This is a genomic window from Sphingomonas sp. CFBP 13728, from assembly GCF_014841895.1.
Classification (GTDB): Bacteria; Pseudomonadota; Alphaproteobacteria; order Sphingomonadales; family Sphingomonadaceae; genus Sphingomonas.
Window position 1 is genome coordinate 939,116 of record NZ_JACYUS010000001.1, and the last position, 17,662, is coordinate 956,777.

16 protein-coding genes are annotated in these 17,662 nt (G+C 64.5%); 10 read left to right on the forward strand and 6 right to left on the reverse strand.

All coding sequences use genetic code 11. The features are described 5' to 3' along the window. Positions 1 to 2: 2 nt before the first annotated feature. The 5 genes from IFT67_RS04090 to IFT67_RS04110 all read left to right on the forward strand — a co-directional run bounded on the left by IFT67_RS04090 (position 3) and on the right by IFT67_RS04110 (position 6,262). Complete coding sequence (locus tag IFT67_RS04090; RefSeq protein ID WP_192145127.1) at positions 3 to 485, forward strand: endonuclease domain-containing protein; 483 nt, start codon at positions 3 to 5, stop codon at positions 483 to 485. Next, positions 476 to 2,338 carry a DNA primase gene (dnaG, locus tag IFT67_RS04095; RefSeq protein WP_192145128.1) on the forward strand — a complete coding sequence of 621 codons (1,863 nt, stop codon included), beginning with the start codon at positions 476 to 478 and terminating at the stop codon, positions 2,336 to 2,338. Before IFT67_RS04090 ends, dnaG begins: the two co-directional genes overlap by 10 nt. Further along, positions 2,338 to 4,365: an RNA polymerase sigma factor RpoD gene (gene rpoD, locus IFT67_RS04100; RefSeq protein ID WP_056051057.1), complete on the forward strand. Its 2,028-nt coding sequence runs from the start codon at positions 2,338 to 2,340 to the stop codon at positions 4,363 to 4,365. The genes dnaG and rpoD overlap by 1 nt, the downstream gene beginning before the upstream one ends. Positions 4,366 to 4,598: 233 nt before the next feature. Then, positions 4,599 to 5,657 (forward strand): hypothetical protein, encoded by a 1,059-nt coding sequence (locus tag IFT67_RS04105; protein ID WP_192145129.1) that lies wholly within the window; start codon positions 4,599 to 4,601, stop codon positions 5,655 to 5,657. A gap of 65 nt (positions 5,658 to 5,722) precedes the next feature. Continuing rightward, positions 5,723 to 6,262: a pseudouridine synthase gene (locus tag IFT67_RS04110; protein ID WP_192145130.1), complete on the forward strand. Its 540-nt coding sequence runs from the start codon at positions 5,723 to 5,725 to the stop codon at positions 6,260 to 6,262. A 989-nt stretch (positions 6,263 to 7,251) separates the two neighbouring features. Here IFT67_RS04110 and rplS read toward each other — a convergent pair. Next, positions 7,252 to 7,644 (reverse strand): 50S ribosomal protein L19, encoded by a 393-nt coding sequence (gene rplS, locus IFT67_RS04115; RefSeq protein WP_031395442.1) that lies wholly within the window; start codon positions 7,642 to 7,644, stop codon positions 7,252 to 7,254. Further along, positions 7,641 to 8,372: a tRNA (guanosine(37)-N1)-methyltransferase TrmD gene (trmD, locus tag IFT67_RS04120; RefSeq protein ID WP_056052865.1), complete on the reverse strand. Its 732-nt coding sequence runs from the start codon at positions 8,370 to 8,372 to the stop codon at positions 7,641 to 7,643. The genes rplS and trmD overlap by 4 nt, the downstream gene beginning before the upstream one ends. A gap of 108 nt (positions 8,373 to 8,480) precedes the next feature. Here trmD and IFT67_RS04125 point away from each other — a divergent pair, with 108 nt between their 5' ends. Beyond that, positions 8,481 to 9,386 carry an NAD(P)/FAD-dependent oxidoreductase gene (locus IFT67_RS04125; RefSeq protein WP_192146454.1) on the forward strand — a complete coding sequence of 302 codons (906 nt, stop codon included), beginning with the start codon at positions 8,481 to 8,483 and terminating at the stop codon, positions 9,384 to 9,386. Between the two features lie 27 nt (positions 9,387 to 9,413). Here the strand turns inward: IFT67_RS04125 and rimM are convergent, their stop codons facing one another. The 4 genes from rimM to ffh all read right to left on the reverse strand — a co-directional run bounded on the left by rimM (position 9,414) and on the right by ffh (position 12,298). Beyond that, positions 9,414 to 9,914, reverse strand: coding sequence for a ribosome maturation factor RimM (rimM, locus tag IFT67_RS04130; protein WP_192145131.1), 501 nt, complete (start codon positions 9,912 to 9,914; stop codon positions 9,414 to 9,416). Beyond that, positions 9,892 to 10,071, reverse strand: a complete 180-nt coding sequence (locus IFT67_RS04135; protein ID WP_192146640.1) for a hypothetical protein — start codon at positions 10,069 to 10,071, stop codon at positions 9,892 to 9,894. Before IFT67_RS04135 ends, rimM begins: the two co-directional genes overlap by 23 nt. Before the next feature lie 169 nt (positions 10,072 to 10,240). Continuing rightward, positions 10,241 to 10,687 carry a 30S ribosomal protein S16 gene (gene rpsP, locus IFT67_RS04140; RefSeq protein WP_187504196.1) on the reverse strand — a complete coding sequence of 149 codons (447 nt, stop codon included), beginning with the start codon at positions 10,685 to 10,687 and terminating at the stop codon, positions 10,241 to 10,243. A gap of 69 nt (positions 10,688 to 10,756) precedes the next feature. Further along, complete coding sequence (gene ffh / locus IFT67_RS04145) at positions 10,757 to 12,298, reverse strand: signal recognition particle protein (protein ID WP_192145132.1); 1,542 nt, start codon at positions 12,296 to 12,298, stop codon at positions 10,757 to 10,759. Positions 12,299 to 12,718: 420 nt separating this feature from the next. On the opposite strand from ffh, the gene IFT67_RS04150 reads away from it, so the two are divergent. The 4 genes from IFT67_RS04150 to IFT67_RS04165 all read left to right on the forward strand — a co-directional run bounded on the left by IFT67_RS04150 (position 12,719) and on the right by IFT67_RS04165 (position 17,598). Next, positions 12,719 to 14,290, forward strand: coding sequence for a putative bifunctional diguanylate cyclase/phosphodiesterase (locus tag IFT67_RS04150; protein ID WP_192145133.1), 1,572 nt, complete (start codon positions 12,719 to 12,721; stop codon positions 14,288 to 14,290). 329 nt (positions 14,291 to 14,619) lie between these two features. Further along, a complete protein-coding gene (gene mtaB / locus IFT67_RS04155) occupies positions 14,620 to 15,867 on the forward strand; it encodes a tRNA (N(6)-L-threonylcarbamoyladenosine(37)-C(2))-methylthiotransferase MtaB (protein WP_192145134.1) in 1,248 nt (415 codons plus the stop codon). Further along, positions 15,864 to 16,799 (forward strand): signal recognition particle-docking protein FtsY, encoded by a 936-nt coding sequence (gene ftsY, locus IFT67_RS04160; protein WP_056051078.1) that lies wholly within the window; start codon positions 15,864 to 15,866, stop codon positions 16,797 to 16,799. Before mtaB ends, ftsY begins: the two co-directional genes overlap by 4 nt. 181 nt (positions 16,800 to 16,980) lie before the next feature. Then, positions 16,981 to 17,598, forward strand: coding sequence for a septation protein A (locus IFT67_RS04165; protein WP_342450552.1), 618 nt, complete (start codon positions 16,981 to 16,983; stop codon positions 17,596 to 17,598). The last annotated feature ends 64 nt before the right edge of the window (positions 17,599 to 17,662 follow it).

A 17,662-nucleotide genomic window follows, 5' to 3' on the forward strand; every position in this document is an offset into this window, starting at 1 on the left:
CATTGGAACAACGCACCCGCATCCGAGACCTCCGCGGCAACCCGACGCGTGCCGAAAGCGCGCTATGGCAACACCTCGCGGCGCGTCGGACTTCGGGCGTCAGGTTCAATCGTCAGGTCCCGATCGGCCCGTTCATTTGCGACTTCGTTTCCCGCGGAACGAGGCTCGTAATCGAGGTCGACGGCGGGCAGCATGACTGGCACTCCGACGATGACGCTCAGCGGACGCACTTCATCGAACAGCAAGGCTACCGTGTGATCCGGTTCTGGAACAACGACGTGCTGGAGCGGATGGAGGGCGTAGTGGCCGAGATCGGGCGCGTGCTTGCGGAACGCCCCTCCCCTAACCCCTCCCGCAAGCGGAAGGGGGACTCTGTTCCGCTCGCCGCGAACGCCGCCCCTCTTCTGCTCCCCTCCCGCCTGCGGGAGGGGTCGGGGGAGGGCAGTGCCGCAAACACCCCCACCAAAGTCACCCCATGGCGCTAACCCCGCAATTCCTCGACGAACTCCGCGCCCGCACCTCGCTCTCGGCGCTCGTCGGCAAGACCACCAAGCTCACCAAGGCCGGGCGCGAGCACAAGGGCTGCTGCCCGTTCCACAACGAGAAGACGCCCTCCTTCTACGTCAACGACGACAAGGGCTTCTACCACTGCTTCGGTTGCTCCGCGCACGGTGACGCGATCAAGTGGATGACCGACCAGCGTGGCCTCCCCTTCATGGACGCGGTCAAGGAGCTCGCCCAGGCCGCCGGAATGGACATGCCCGCGATGGACCGCCAGTCCGCCGCCAAGGCCGAGCGCGCCAAGGGCCTGCACGAGGTCATGTTCGACGCCGCCGACTGGTTCACCGAGCAACTCAACGGCCTCCCAGGCACCGAAGCGCGCGCGCTGCTCGACCGCCGCGGGATCAGACCCGAGACGGCGCGTGCGTTCGGCATGGGGTTCGCCCCCGACAGCCGCGGCAAGCTCAAGACCGCGCTGAAGGACTACGGCGACCCGATGCTGGTCGAGTCCGGCATGCTCATCTCGGTCGAGGGCAAGGACCCGTACGACCGGTTCCGCGGTCGGCTGATGATCCCGATCCGCGACCCCCGCGGGCGGACGATCGCGTTCGGCGGGCGCGTGCTCGACGGCGGCGAGCCAAAGTATCTCAACTCCCCCGATACCCCGCTCTTCGACAAGGGCCGCACACTCTACAATCTCGACAAGGCCGCCCCCGCCTCGCGCAAGTCCGGCCGCGTGCTGGTGGTCGAGGGCTATATGGACGTTATCGCGCTCGCCCAGGCCGGCTTCGGCGAAGCGGTCGCGCCACTGGGCACCGCGCTCACCGAAGCGCAGCTCGAACGGTTGTGGCGGATGGTCGATGTCCCCCTGCTCTGCTTCGACGGCGACGGCGCCGGCCAGAAGGCATCCCTCCGCGCCGCGCACCGCGCGCTCCCGCTACTTGCGCCCGGCCGCAGCCTCGCCTTCGTCACGCTCCCACAAGGTCAGGACCCCGACGACCTCGTCCGCGCCGGCGGCCCCGCCGCGTTCGAGGCGTTGCTGAAGACCCCCGAACAGCTCGTCGACCGGCTCTGGGCGTCCGAAGTCGCCGCCGAGGCGCTTGACACCCCCGAACAGCGCGCCGGTCTCAAGCGCCGCCTCCACGAACTCGCAGAGGGCATCGCCGACCCCTCGGTGAAGCAGCAATACCACGCCGAGTTCAAGAACCGCTTCTACGAGCATTTCAAACCGGTCCGCGCCCCCTTCGTGCCCAGAGGCGAGCGACCGAAAGGCGGCTGGAAGCCCCCCGCCGCACCGGTGACCGAAGACGCGAAGGCCTTCCTCGCCACCGGCATCGACCGCGTCCTGGCGAAGGCGGTGCTCGCCGGCCTGATCCGCCACCCGGTCGAGATTGCGCGTCACATGGAGGTGCTCGGCTCCCTCCAAATGATCGACGGCGCGCTCGGACGATTGTTCGAAGCGGTCGTAGATGTTGCACTTGAGGACCAGAAGCTTGATAGCGGGCGCTTGCTCACCATATTGGCGAGGTCCGGTTTCAATTCAGTCGCGAGTGACCTGTTGAGAGCCGATACGATGCCCTATTCGTTCACGCAGACCACGGCCGATCCAGCCCGCGTCCGTGCCGACCTCGACGAGGCGATCGCGATCATGGTCGCCCGCCCTGAGGTAGACGCGGCACTCAAGCAGGCGACCGCGGCGATGCAGACGCACTTCACCGAAGATGCGTTCGAACGACAAGTGGCTATGGTAAGAGAGAAACAGGCGTTGGAAGTCCGACTTGCAAATCTTGTACAGTCGAACGAAGACGCCCGAGCGTTGGGTACCGAGGGCGATTGATGGCTAAGGCGAACATGGCGGAACCCGCCGAGACGAACGAAACCGGCGATGCGCCGCTGATCGACATGAACGATGCGTCGATCAAGAAGGTCATCGCGCGCGCCAAGAAGCGCGGCTACATCACCTATGAGCAGCTCAACGAAGCGCTGCCGCAGGGCGAGATGTCGTCCGACCAGATCGAGGACATCAGCGCCGCGCTGAGCGAGATGGGCATCAACATCGTCGAGAACGACGAAGCCGGCGAGGACGGCGAGACCGAGCCCGCCAAGGACGACGAGGACGAGCCGGAGGCCGCCGACGCGGATGCCGACACAGGCCCCGCGATCGAGAAGAAGAAAGAGACGATCGATCGCACCGACGATCCGGTCCGCATGTACCTGCGCGAGATGGGCGCGGTCGAGCTGCTCAGCCGCGAGGGCGAGATCGCGATCGCCAAGCGCATTGAGGCAGGTCGCGACACGATGATCCTCGGCCTGTGCGAATCGCCGATCACCTTCAACGCGATCATCGACTGGTCGACCGCGCTGAACGAGGGCACGATGCAGCTGCGCGAGATCATGGATCTCGATGCGATGCTGTCGAAGGACCCCGCCCCCGAAGCGATGGCCGAGGACGGCGAAGCCGACGACGGCGAGATCAGCGAGAAGAACGCCGGCCCTTCGTTCAAGGAAGAGGCCGAGCCCGAAGAGCCGTCCGCCGACGAGGACGAGGACGGCGAGCGCCGTGCCCCGCGCGCATCGGACGACGAGGAGGAGGACAACACCCTCAGCCTCGCGCAGATGGAAGAACAGCTCAAGCCGATCGCGCTCGAGCGATTTGCCAGCATCACCGCGCTCTACAAGAAGTTCAGCAAGATCCAGCAGAGCCGCGTCGACGCGATGGGCATCGGCGGCGATTTCTCCGCGGCCGACGAGCGCAAGTATCAGAAGCTGCGCGAGGAACTCACCGCCGAGGTCGAGAGCGTCCAGTTTCACAACGCCAAGATCGAATATCTGGTCGATCAGCTCTATGCCTATAATCGTCGCCTGACCGCGCTGGGCGGCCAGATGCTGCGCCTTGCCGAGCGCCACAAGGTGCCGCGCAAGGACTTCCTCGATCGCTATATCGGTCACGAGATCGACGAGAACTGGCTGACGACGGTCAACAAGGTCGACAAGAAGTGGACCGCGTTCGTCGCCAACGAGGGCGAGGCGGTCGAGCGCATCCGCGCCGAGATCGCCGACATCACGCAGCAGACCGGCATGGCGCTCACCGAGTTCCGCCGGATCGTCAACATGGTCCAGAAGGGCGAGCGCGAGGCGCGCATCGCCAAGAAGGAGATGGTCGAGGCGAACCTGCGGCTGGTGATCTCGATCGCCAAGAAATACACGAACCGCGGCCTGCAGTTCCTGGATCTCATCCAGGAGGGCAATATCGGCCTGATGAAGGCGGTCGACAAGTTCGAGTATCGCCGCGGCTACAAGTTCAGCACCTATGCGACGTGGTGGATCCGCCAAGCGATCACGCGCTCGATCGCCGACCAGGCGCGGACCATCCGCATCCCGGTCCACATGATCGAGACGATCAACAAGCTGGTCCGCACCAGCCGTCAGTTCCTCCACGAGCAGGGCCGCGAACCGACCCCGGAGGAGATGGCCGAGCGCCTCTCCATGCCGCTGGAGAAGGTGCGCAAGGTGATGAAGATCGCCAAGGAGCCGATCAGCCTCGAAACGCCGATCGGCGACGAGGAGGATTCGCATCTCGGCGACTTCATCGAGGACAAGAACGCGATCATCCCGGTGGATGCCGCGATCCAGGCGAACCTCAAGGAGACGGTCACGCGCGTGCTGGCGTCGCTCACCCCGCGCGAGGAACGCGTGCTCCGCATGCGCTTCGGCATCGGCATGAACACCGATCACACGCTCGAGGAAGTCGGCCAGCAGTTCTCGGTGACCCGCGAGCGCATCCGCCAGATCGAGGCGAAGGCGCTGCGGAAGCTGAAGCATCCGTCGCGTAGCCGGAAGATGCGGAGCTTCCTCGACCAGTAAGGGTTGCGGATGGCTGATCGAACGAACGGGCCGCGGTGGAAACACCGCGGCCCGTTTCTATTACGGCATGCTAATCTTGAATAAAAATGTCATCTTGTGACAGACAAATCGCTTTGCGCTTAACTCGGCCTAATGTTTGAAGAAGGTGGCTACGCCATAGCTTGGATTACGGTGTGTTACTAAATATCATCGCCGCTAAAATGCGTGATGGGGCATAAATTAGGAGCGGTAAGGTGGCTGGTAAGAGACCGATTGACCTTTTCCGTGAGAGCGCGGGGAGCGCGAAAGCGCCTGATCAGTGCGGTAACAACATAGCAGTTTTAGGGTGCGAGAAGCAAAATCGGCTCTATATGCTAGGAGAGACTGGCATATCGTCAATGGTTTTTGCAGATCAGATTGATCCCGACCGGCTTAACCCAGCGATTCCTCGGATCGTGCAGCGAGTAGAGCTGGAATACGGAGCCACCACCGAATTTGTGCAGCAGACCGTCGGTATGGCAATGACGCTCTTTAAAGATGCGACACACCTCCCCAAGGGCTTCGATCGAGAAGCTGCTTTTTTAGAAGCCTTGTCAGTCGCGCTCGATTTGGGCGAAATCTCCGATACGATACGAGAACTATCTCGGAGCGAAGCCGAAATCCGCGAAAATATTGAGCGACGAAAGCTAGATATAAGCAGGCTCCCGAAGACGCAAAACCTCAGAGGAAGAGCCAATCAATGCGTCGGACATCTCGCCAACGTACGCACTTCAACAATACGCATCGCTCAAATGTTCTATCCGAAGACCAACCCAAAAGAGGGTTGGTCGCAGGCATTAAAACGTGAGTTTGAAAATGTTTTTTCTGACCAACAGGAACAACTTTCGGGAATAATGGAAGTTTTAGATTATTTACGAGCCGTCGTTGATTGGAGAAACTCGCTCGAGCATCCATCAATCGGTCAGGCAGTAAAATTTCAGGACTACGAGCTGTCTGCGTTGGGCGAGGTTATCGCGCCAACGATCGAGGTCGAACACCGTACAAGCAAACTCGAACGGCAGGATCTTGTACGCTTTTTAGATCGTTCAGTTGTTTCGCTCGGGAACGCCTTTGAAACCCTAATTCCCGTATGCTGTGATCAAAATATTCCGCAATTTTCAGAGGCATTGACCACACGAGTAGCAAGGTTTCCGGACGAGAAGCCGGTACGTGGCTCTCACTATTTTTGGCTTTCAGAATGGAATAATGGCTTCCCAAAAATTGCCGGGGCTGGCGGCGATCAGGTTGAGGCAATGGATCATGAAGATGGTTAGTCAACGCCTCCGCTAAGTCGATACCGCCACTCGACCCCAACACTGGCATAGCACCAAGGAAGTTCATGCCTCGGGTAATCCTGTTCAACAAACCGTACGACGTCCTCAGCCAGTTCACCGACGTGAACAGCCCGACCCCGCGCGCGACGCTGTCGCAGTTCGTCGATGTGCCGGGCGTCTATCCGGCGGGGCGGCTCGACCGCGATAGCGAAGGGCTGTTGCTGCTGACCGACGACGGTCGCCTCCAGGCGCGGATCGCGGACCCGAAGTTCAAGCTGGCCAAGACCTATCTCGTGCAGGTCGAGGGCGATGCCGGCGAGGACGCGCTCGATCGGTTGCGGGACGGCGTCCTGCTGAAGGACGGCCCTGCCCGCGCCGACGTCGAGCGGATCGCCGCGCCCGACCTCTGGCCGCGCGTGCCGCCGATCCGGGTCCGCGCGAGTATCCCCGATTGCTGGCTGAAGATAACGATCCGCGAAGGCCGCAACCGGCAAGTCCGCCGCATGACCGCCGCGATCGACCACCCCACGCTGCGACTGGTCCGGTGGAGCATCGGCGACTGGACCGTGGCGGGCCTGGAGCCCGGCGCGTGGCGCGACGCCTGAGGCCTGACGCCTGACGGGTGGTCGAGGACGGCTGGCGGTGGTCTGTGGGCCCCTGAGGCTCGCACGCCCCATAAATACGTCCTCCAGACGGCAGCGTTGGCGATTGCAAGCGGAAGGCCTCCCCACCCACGCCGTCATCCTGACGAAAGTCAGGACCCAGAGCCAAGCAGCGCGGCGTTCGTGATCCTGGGTCCTGACTTTCGTCAGGATGACGGGGCGGCGGGGGTTACGTCACGCTCGCCCTAGCCTCGTCATTCCCGCGGAGGCGGGAACCCAGACTGGCTGGCCTCGCACCATGATCACCGGCCCCCGAGGATATGGATCCCCGCCTGCGCGGGGATGACGACGCGTTGCGTGACGCGCCGAGGTTGCATGATTGCGATGGAGATGATGGCGATGGCAGCGCAGGAGCCCAAACTCCCTCCCCTTCAGGGGAGGGTCGGGGTGGGGCATGTCCACGCGAGCGTGCTCAGCGTGGCAAAGCCCCTCACGCCTCAAACGAGCAGCCATCCCAATCCGCCAGCAAGACGTGTTTCCCCGCGAAGGCGGGGACCCAGACTGGGCTCCCGCCTTCGCGGGAGAACAAGGAAGCGCAAGTCGGCCTGCGAAGCACCGCGCGTCCCTGTCCGACCGGATAACTGCCTCCCACCCCCCGATGGACAGACGAAGCGTGCAGGCACCACGACCACCGCTAGCCGGCGGCTAATCGCCTGTCCTACACGCCCGGAGAAGCGCACCGTCACCAGATGCCCGCGCCCACCCTCATCACCGCGACACCGCCCCCACACCTCGACGCCACCCCCACATCGAAAATGCTTCCCAGCGTCTACACTTCCTATACTTCCGTGCTGCAGCATAAACGCGAGACACCAGCAAACGGCAGCACTTCCAACACCTTACCGCGCCAACCAGTCCCTACCCCGCGCACAACGAAAAAGGACGCGGGGACCATCGCCCCCGCGCCCTTCTTCAACTCGAACAGTCCCCGATTACTCGGCGGCTGCGGTGCCCTTGGCAGGGCGCATGTCGCGGCGCTCGGCGATACGCGCTGCCTTGCCGGTGCGGCCACGCAGGTAATACAGCTTGGCGCGACGCACGGCGCCCTTGCGGACGACTTCGATCGAATCGACGTTCGGCGAGTAGAGCGGGAAGACGCGCTCGACGCCCTCGCCGAAGCTCATCTTCCGCACGGTGAAGTTCGAGCCCATGCCCTTGTTCGAGCGCGCGATGCACACGCCCTCGTAGTTCTGAATACGCGTGCGCTCGCCTTCGACGACCTTCACGCCGACCTTCAGCGTGTCGCCGGGGCGGAAATCGGGGATCGTCTTGTTGGCCAGGAACTTCGCGATGTTCTCGGCTTCGATCGTCTGCAACAGGTTCATGTCTCGTCCTCGTGTCGCTGCGCGCCAGAGGGCGACTGGACCCGAACGCCCTCATGGCGCTCCCAAAGGTCCGGTCGCCGTGACCGTGTATCGATCTCCGCACGGCGTTTGCGCCATGCAGCGATCTTCGCATGATCCCCCGATCGCAGCACCTGCGGGATCGTGCGCCCTTCCCATGATTGAGGTCGGGTATAATGCGGATATTCGAGCAGCCCCGTTTCGAAGCTCTCGTCATCCCCACTAGAAGCCGCGCCCATTACGCCGGGCAGCAGCCGAATGCAAGCATCGAGCAGCACCAGCGCGCCCATCTCGCCGCCCGACAGGATGTAGTCGCCGATCGAGACCTCCTCGATCTCCCGCGCCTCGAACAGCCGTTCGTCGAACCCCTCGAACCGGCCGCAGAGAATGGTGACGCCGGGGCCCTGCGCAAGCTCCCGAACCCGCTCCTGGGTAAGAGGCTTCCCCCGAGGAGTCATCGCCAGCACCGGCCGCCCGTCGGCCACACTGTCGATCGCCGAGGCTACGACGTCGGCACGGAGCACCATCCCGGCCCCGCCCCCCGCCGGCGTGTCATCCACCGACTTGTGCTTGTCCGTCGCAAAGTCCCGGATCTGCACCGGCGAGCAGGACCACCGCCCCTCCCCCAGCGCCCGGCCCGCGAGCGACGTCCCCAGCGGCCCCGGAAACATCTCCGGATACAGCGTCAATATCGTGGCAGCGAAAGTCACAGCGTCCAATTCTCTATGCGTTTGCGCCAGTGTGCGGCGCCGAATGCGTCCAGCACCTATACGGATCGCCGCAGTGGAACAATTACGCTGGCGAAACGCTCGCGGCGGATGGACGATTGCATCATCATCGGCGCCGGCCCGGCGGGGCTGACCGCAGCCATCTATCTCGCGCGCTTCCACCTCTCTATCCGCCTGTTCGATTGCGGCAGCAGCCGCGCCGCGCTGATCCCGTGCACGCACAACCATGCCGGCTATCCCGAAGGCATCCGCGGCACGGACCTGCTCGCCCGGATGCTGGCGCAGGCTGAGAATTATGGTGCGGTCCGCGAGGGTGTGCGGGTCGACGCGATCGAAGTCGACGACGACGGCTTCACCGTACGGCTCGGCGATCGCCGTGCGCGAGCCCGGAGCGTACTGCTCGCCACCGGAGTCGTGAACAACCGTCCAAACCTGCCCGACGCCATCCACGACGAAGCGCTCGAAGCCGGCCTCCTCCGCTACTGCCCGATCTGCGACGGCTACGAAGTCACCGACAAGCGCGTCGGTATAATCGGCACCGGCGACCACGGCATGCGCGAGGCACTATTCCTGCGCGGCTATACCAAGGACGTAACGCTGATCGCGCCCGAGGGCGGCCACGATCTCGATCCGGCATGCGAAGCGGCGCTAGACGAAGCCGGGATCGTCCGCGTCGGAGGCCCCTGCGGCAACTACGCGATCGAGGAAGACAAATTGGCTTTGGACACGGTCGAGGGACGGTTGTCGTTCGACAGCATCTATCCAGCGCTCGGATCGGTCATCCGTTCGGAACTGGCCGTCGCGGCAGGCGCACGCGCATCCGAGGACGGATGCCTGGAAGTCGACTCGCACCAGCGAACCTCGATCCCCGGCCTGTTCGCAGCGGGCGACGTCGTAAAGGGTCTCGACCAGATCAGCCACGCAATGGGGGAAGCCGGCGTCGCCGCTACCACCATCCGCAACATGCTCGCCGAACAGCGACCACTTCGGCGGTAATCGCTACTCAACTTGGGATAACAAGGCTCACTCAGCCGCGAACGAAGCCTCGACGATAAGCCGGTCGGCATCCCATTCAGGCACGGCCTCGGGTCGCATCGGTATCATGAACCGCTTGCCGGGCTTGTCGTCCACGGACGGCCGCTCGATCTCGATCACGTCACCCGCACCGAAATTATCGATCGCAACGACCCGTCCGATCGCCTCGCCATCGGTCGAGACGACATCGAGCCCGATCACATCCGTGTGATAATATTCGCCGTCTTCCAGCGGCGGCAACGAGGACCGCGGCACCGTCAGTTCGGTCCCGCGCATCGCCTCGGCAGCATTGCGATCGGCGACCTCGGCAAAGCGCGCGATCATGCCGTTGTTGCCGTTGCGCGCGGACTTCAGCGACAGCGCACCGTCGTTGAAGCTCTTATAGCTGCCGAAATTCTCGGCGAAGACCTTCAGTCGCACTTCGCCACCGATGCCGTGCGCACCGATGACGACGGCGAGCGTCACGTCAGCCTTGCGCGGAACCTTCATCGCGGCCAGGGGTGTCGTCGGAGCCTTCGGCGGGGTCGTCGGCGGAGACGCCTTGGTTGGTGGCATCTTCGATGTCCTCGGGTGGGGGGGCTGTGCGGGGGTCGGATTCGGGGGCCATCATGCGCTCCTGTTCGGGGTTACCGACTGGAGAACGCATGATGCGCCGATCGGGTGCGGAGCAGGTCCGCTACCCTTGTCGTCATCCTGGGCTCGACCCAGGATCCAGAGCCAAGAACGTTGTCGTCCCTGGCTCTGGATCCCAGCGTTCGCTGGGATGACGGGCTTGGAACAAGGGCGGCCGATACAATACCGACCGCCCCCGGATCTTACGAAGCGCTCGTTGCGTCTTCGATTTCAGCAGCAGCGACCTGCTCGGTCTCTTCGTTGCTACCCGTAGCAGGCGCCGCCTTTGCAGCGGCCTCAGCCTCGGCAGCTTCGGCCGCCTTGGTCGCACGCTCTTCAGCGCGCTCGGTGGCCTTTTCGCCAGGCTTGCCCTTGTTCGGGTTGTTGCGCGCCGAACGCTCGAGCACGCCAGCCTGGTCGAGGAAGCGCGCGACGCGGTCGGTCGGCTGCGCGCCGACGCTCAGCCAATGCTTCGCGCGGTCGGCGTCGAGCTGCACGCGCTGCTCGTTGTCCTTGGCGAGGAGCGGGTTGTAGTTGCCGATCTTCTCGATGAAGCGGCCATCACGCGGCGAACGCGCATCGGCAACGACGATCTTGTAGTAAGGACGCTTCTTGGAGCCACCGCGCGCGAGGCGAATGTTGATTGCCATGATATTTTCCTTCGTTTTCTAGATAGATCCCCGAGCGAAAGCCGAGGTGTCGTGGTTGGATAAGGAGAGTTATTTCTTCTTCAGAAAATCGTCGAAACCGGCAGGCATCTGCGGCATCTTGGGGCCACCAAGCCCCGGCAGACCGCCACCACCGCCCGGTAGGCCACCCGTGCCAGCCTTGTTGAGCATGTCGCCCATCTGCGGCCCGCCGATCGCGTTGCCGATCCCGCCAAGACCGCCACCTAGGCCGCCCTTGCCGAGCATCGCCATCATGCCCTTCATGCCGCCCATCTTCTTGATCTTCTTCATGGCGGTCGACATTTCGAGGTGCATCTTGAGCAGCTTGTTGACCTCCTGGACGGTCGTCCCGGAGCCCTTGGCGATGCGGATCTTGCGCTTGGCGTTGATCAGTTCGGGCTTGTTGCGCTCCTTGATCGTCATCGATCCGATCATCGCGTCCATGTGCACCAGCACCTTTTCGCCACCGACCGACGCGACCGCGCCCTGCGCCTTCTTCATGCCGGGGATCATCCCCGCCAGCGCACCGAGCCCGCCCATCCGCTGCATCTGCGCCAGCTGGGCACGCAGGTCGTTCATGTCGAACTGACCCTTGGCCATCTTGGCGGCCATGCGCTCGGCGTCTTCGGCCTGGATCGACTCCGCGGCGCGTTCGACCAGGCTGACGACGTCGCCCATGCCGAGGATGCGCCCGGCAACGCGCTCCGGATGGAACGCCTCGAGCGCATCGAGCTTCTCGCCCGTGCCTGCGAACTTGATCGGCTTGCCGGTGACCGCGCGCATCGACAGCGCCGCGCCGCCGCGGGCATCGCCGTCCATGCGGGTCAGCACGATACCCGTCAGCGGTACCTGGTCGCTGAAGTTCTGCGCGACGTTGACCGCGTCCTGGCCGGTCAGCGAGTCGACGACCAGCAGGATCTCGGCCGGGTTCGCGACGTCGGCGACCGCCTTCATCTCGTCCATCAACGCCTGGTCGACATGGAGTCGACCCGCGGTATCGAGCATCAGGACATCATAGCCCTGGAGCTTGGCCGCCTGCATCGCGCGACGGGCGATATCGACCGGCTGCTGTCCCTGCACGATCGGCAGCGTCGCGACGTCGATCTGCGTGCCGAGCGTCGCCAGCTGTTCCTGCGCGTTCGGGCGATTGACGTCGAGCGACGCCATCAGCACCTTCTTGCGCTCGCGACCGGCTTGGCCGAAATTGGCCTGCCCCGCCGCCAGACGCTTGGCGATCTTGGCGGTGGTGGTCGTCTTGCCCGAACCCTGCAGGCCGACCATCATGATGACGGCCGGCGGCGTCACGCCGAGCTCGAGCTCTACGGCATCCGAACCGAGCATCTCGACCAGCGCATCGCTGACGATCTTGACGACCTGCTGCCCCGGCGTGACCGAGCGCAGGACGTTCTGGCCGATCGCCTTCTCGGTCGCCTTCTCGACGAACTCGCGCGCGACGGGCAGCGCGACGTCGGCTTCGAGCAGCGCGACACGCACCTCGCGCATCGCCGCGCGCACGTCCGCTTCGGTCAGCGCACCCCGGCCGCGAAGGCGGTCGAAGACGCCGCCAAGTCGATCGCTCAGGCTTTCGAACATCGAAATACTCCAAATCACCGCAACACAACGCAAAAGCGCCGGCGGGCGAAACCTCGCCGGCCAGCGTGCATCCTTGGATGCTCGTCCAATGCGCCCCGTAACGGAACGTGATGCGCCCCTTACTGGAATGTGGGTGGGGATGCAAGATGGGCTCGGAGCCGGCCTTATCGAGCAGGCGCCTCCTTGTTCTCCGGCGAAAGCAGCGTCCAGACTGCTCAGCGCGATTGCGGAAAATACTATTATCGTGATGCAGATCAATCAGGCGCGCGCAGGCCACGTTCCGTCCCGCCTAAACGGCTTCTTAACATATCTTACACCTGTCGCATGGCACACCGCAGACCAATCGAAGACCGGACAGGCTATACCATGACCGCAAAGTCGGCGGCGCCGCGCGCGCCCCGCAATATAAGTCGGGAATTCATGACCGGCGCCGTTACGGGCGCCGCTACCCTTTTGTTCGTCGGCACCGGCGGCACGGTACTCGTCAAGTCGGTCGCGCATTTCCACAGCAGTACCGAGGTGTTCGACCGGACGCTGGTCGCGGCGATGCTGCTCAACATCGCGCTGATCCTGTTCGGCTGGTTCCGGTATCGCGCCTTGGCGGCGGAGTTGAGCACGCTGATCGACGCGGGTCATCGCGCCGAGGCTCTGGCACAGCGCGATCCGCTGACCGGGCTCCTCAATCGCCGCAGCCTGTCCGAAGACGGCGCGACCCTGTTCGCCAGCGCCCGCCGCCGCGGCAAGGCGATGGCCATGCTGACGATCGACATCGATCACTTCAAGGGCGTCAACGACCTGCACGGCTATGCGGTCGGCGACCTGCTGCTCGTCTATGTCGCCGAGACGATCGCCGCGATCGCACCCGGTGCCAGCCTGCTCGCACGGCTCGGCGCAGACGAATTCGCCTGCACCTTCGCGTTCGACTCGGCGCACAAGAACGTGGCCGATCGGATCGCCGAGCGCATGATCGCCGGTCTCGCGCTGCCGTTTCGCGCGGATGGCGTCGACATTCACATGAGCGTGTCGATCGGTATCGCCAGGTCGGACGTCGATTGCGCCTCGGTCGACGCGCTCCTGCGTAATGCCGACATCGCGCTCCATGCTGCCAAGACCGCCGGACGCGGCCGCCATGCCTGGTTCGATCGGTCGATGGAGCGATCACTCCAACTACGCGGCGAACTCGAAGCGGGCCTGCGCCACGCAATTCCCGCGCAGGAGATCGTCCCGTATTTCGAGCAGCAGGTCGACCTTACGACCGGCCTCATCACCGGTTTCGAGGTCCTGGCGCGCTGGGAGCATCCCATCAGGGGGACGATCGCGCCGGACGTGTTCATCCCCATCGCCGAGGAGATCGGCCTGATCGGCGACCTCTCGCTGTCGATCATGCACCAGGCGTTCACCGCGGCGCGGGACTGGGACGCTGGGCTCACGCTGTCCGTCAACGTCTCCCCGCTCCAGCTACGCGACGCGTGGCTCGCGCAGAAGATCATCAAGACGCTGGTAGAGACGGGCTTTCCCGCCAACCGGCTCGAGATCGAGATCACCGAGAGCGCGCTGTTCGACAATCTTCCCCTCGCGCAGTCGATCGTGGGGAGCCTGAAAAACCAGGGCATCCGCCTCGCACTCGACGATTTCGGCACCGGCTATTCGAGCTTGGCGCATCTGCGGGCGCTGCCGTTCGACCGTATCAAGATCGACAAGAGCTTCGTTTCGTCGATCCTCGACAATCCGGAGAGCATGGCGATCGTCAACACGATCGTGCGTCTTGGCGACAGTCTCAACTTGCCGACGACCGCGGAAGGCATCGAGGACGCCGCGATCGAAGAACGCCTCCGCGCGATCGGCTGCGCGAAGGGTCAGGGGTATCTGTACGGGCGACCGCTGGGCGCTGCGCAGATCCGGCGGTTGCTGGCCGAGAAACGATTGCTGGCGCAGCGGCCCGACCGGAGCGTGCCACCGCCGCGGGGGATTGCACCGCGGCTGGCGGGGTGATTGCAATACACGCTTATTCTTGGGTGGCCTATCCCAACTCACGACCACCCCGGCGAAGGCCGGGGCCCAATTGGAAAGGTCGCAATAACCGCGGGTAATCCGTAGTTAGCAACGTTCCCCAATTGGGCCCCGGCCTTCGCCGGGGTGGTGTCTGATGGATGAGGAGCGCCTCCATTACGCTAGTTTTCCCGCGAAGGCGGGAGCCAAGGACCAGGCAGCGCTGCGGGTGGTACCCTGGCTCCTGCATCCGCAGGAGACCGCAGACGGACGCGGTACTCCGGGAACGCAAAGCGTGGACTTCCCCCCCCGCCCCTCCTAAATCGCGCCGCATGCCATCTGCCCCGCAGCCAGAGGTCATCAGCCTCGGCTGCCGCCTCAACATCGCCGAAAGCGAGACCATCCGCGCGCTCGTTGCCGGGCGGGACATGGTCGTGGTCAACAGTTGCGCGGTCACCAACGCCGCGGTGAAGGCAACGCGCGTCGCCATCCGCCGCGCGAAGCGCGACCGCCCCGAGGCACAGATCGTCGTCACCGGATGCGCCGCGCAGATCGATCCTGCCCGCTTCGCGGCGATGCCCGAGGTCGACCGCGTCATCGGCAATGCAGACAAGCTGACCTCTTCGGCCTGGCAGACGGATGACGCAGTGGTTGTCTCCGACATCATGCAGGTCCGCGAGACCGCGCCGCACCTTGCCGCCAGCTTCTCCGCCCACGCCCGCGCGTTCGTCGAAGTGCAGAACGGTTGCGACCACCGCTGCACCTTCTGCGCGATCCCGTTCGGCCGCGGCCCCAGCCGCTCGGTCCCCGCCGGCGCGGTCGTCGACCGGATCGCCGGCCTCGTCGACGCAGGCCACCGCGAGATCGTCCTCACCGGCGTAGACCTGACCAGCTACGGCCCCGACCTCCCCGGCGCCCCAACACTCGGCCATCTCGTCGAACGCATCCTGCATCACGTCCCCAAACTCGAACGCCTGCGTCTCTCCTCGCTGGACGGCATCGAGATCGACGACCGCCTCTTTGCGCTACTGACAACCGAAGCGCGGATCATGCCGCACGTCCATCTCTCGCTCCAGGCCGGCGACGACATGATCCTCAAGCGCATGAAGCGCCGCCATTCGCGCGCCGAAAGTGTCGCGCTGGTCAATCGTCTCAAGACCGCCCGCCCCGACATCGCGATCGGCGCGGACCTGATCGCCGGCTTCCCGACCGAGGACGCGGCGATGTTCGCCAACACGCGCGCGCTGATCGACGACTGCCACATCGTCCACCCGCACATCTTCCCCTACTCGCCGCGCGCCGGCACCCCCGCCGCGCGCATGCCGCAGGTCGAACCCGAGATCCGCCGCCACCGCGCCGCCCTCCTCCGCGAGGCTGGCGAAACCGCGCGAGCGAACTGGCTGCAAACGCTGGTGGGCACATCGCAGGATCTGCTCGTCGAACGCCCCGGCGACCGCGGGCATATCGGCAATTTCGCAGAAGTCCTGCTGGACGAACCCGCCATACCCGGCGACATCGTCCGCATCACGATCACCGGCGCCACGTCCGACCGCCTCAGCGCAACACGAGAACCATCATGAGCACCACCCCAACCTGGCACGACAAGCTGATCGGCGGCTTCAAGCGCACCTCCGACCGGCTGGTCGGCAACCTCGCCGGCCTCGGCGGCGCGCGGCTCGACGATTCGACGCTGGACGACATCGAGGAAGCGCTGATCGCGTCCGATCTCGGCCCCGAGACCGCCGGCCGCATCCGCCGCCGCCTGTCCGAAGGCAGCTTCGAGCGCAACATGGAGGAACTCGGCATCCGCGTGATCGTCGCGGAAGAAGTCGAGAAGGTCCTCGCCACGGTCGCGAAACCGATCGAGATCGACGCCTTCCCGCGCCCGCAGGTGATCCTCGTCATCGGCGTCAACGGCTCGGGCAAGACCACCACCATCGCCAAACTCGCGCATCTGTTGATGGAGCAGGACTACGGTGTGATGCTCGCCGCTGGCGACACCTTCCGCGCCGCCGCGATCGGCCAGCTCCGCACCTGGGCCGAGCGCGTCGGCGTGCCGATCGTCACCGGCCCCGAAGGCGGCGACGCGGCGGGCGTAGTTTGGGATGCAGTCAAGAAGGCGACCGAGACCGGCATCGACGTGCTGATCGTCGACACCGCCGGCCGCCTCCAGAACAAGCGCGAGTTGATGGACGAACTGGCAAAAATTCGCCGCGTCCTCGGCCGTATCAACCCGGAGAGTCCGCACGACATCGTCTTGGTGCTCGACGCCACCACCGGCCAGAACGCGCTCCAGCAGATCGAGGTCTTCAAGGAGGTGGCGGGCGTCACCGGTCTCGTGATGACCAAGCTCGACGGCACCGCGCGCGGCGGTGTGCTGGTCGCGGCGGCCGAGAAATACGGCCTGCCTATCCACGCGATCGGTATTGGCGAGGGCATGACGGACCTCCGCCCATTCGATGCGAACGAGGTGAGCCGGATCATCGCGGGCGTGGAGAGCGTCCGGAAGTAATCCCGGAACTGTCCTTCGATACGCCGTCTCGACAAGCTCGACGGCTACTCGGGACGAACGGCATGGGCTGATAAGCGCCCTGCCGAACCACCCCGTTCGTGCCGAGTAAGGATCGAGCTTGTCGAGAGCCTGTATCGAGGTACATGCCCGCACGCACCCGCCCCCAGGAAGCGAAAACCCAGTGACCCCAACCAAGCCCCCCCTATCCCCCGGCCTTCGCATGGCAGTCGACTACGGCCCGCTCGCGATCTTCTTCGCGGTGAACTTCCTGACACCCGGCCTGCCGATCGTCCGCGTCGTCGCCGCGACCACCGCGTTCATCATCGCGACGATCGCCGCGATGATCGTGTCGAAGGTTAAGACCGGCCACATCTCGCCGATGCTGTGGCTGTCGGGCGCGCTGATCGTCGTGTTCGGCGGGCTGACGATCTATTTCCACGATCAGCGCTTCATTCAAATGAAGCCGACGATCATCTACGCGATGTTCGCGGCGATCCTGACGTTCGGGCTCGTCACCGGGCGCCCGCTGCTCCAGTCGCTGCTCGCCACCGCTTACCCCGGTCTGTCCGCCGATGGCTGGCGCAAGCTGACGCGCAACTGGGCCATGTTCTTCGTCTTCATGGCGGTGCTGAACGAGGCGGTATGGCGCAACACGACCTGGGATTTCTGGGTCGGCTTCAAGCTCTGGGGTGCGATCCCGCTGACGCTGCTCTTCGCGTTCGCGAACATCCCGATGCTGCTCAAGCACGGATTGCAAACGGGCGACAAAGCCGTCACCGACCTGCCGCCCGAAGGGTAATCTGCTACTCCCCTCCCGTTCACGGGAGGGGTCGGGGGAGGGGCGCGCCTCACTGACTGGACGC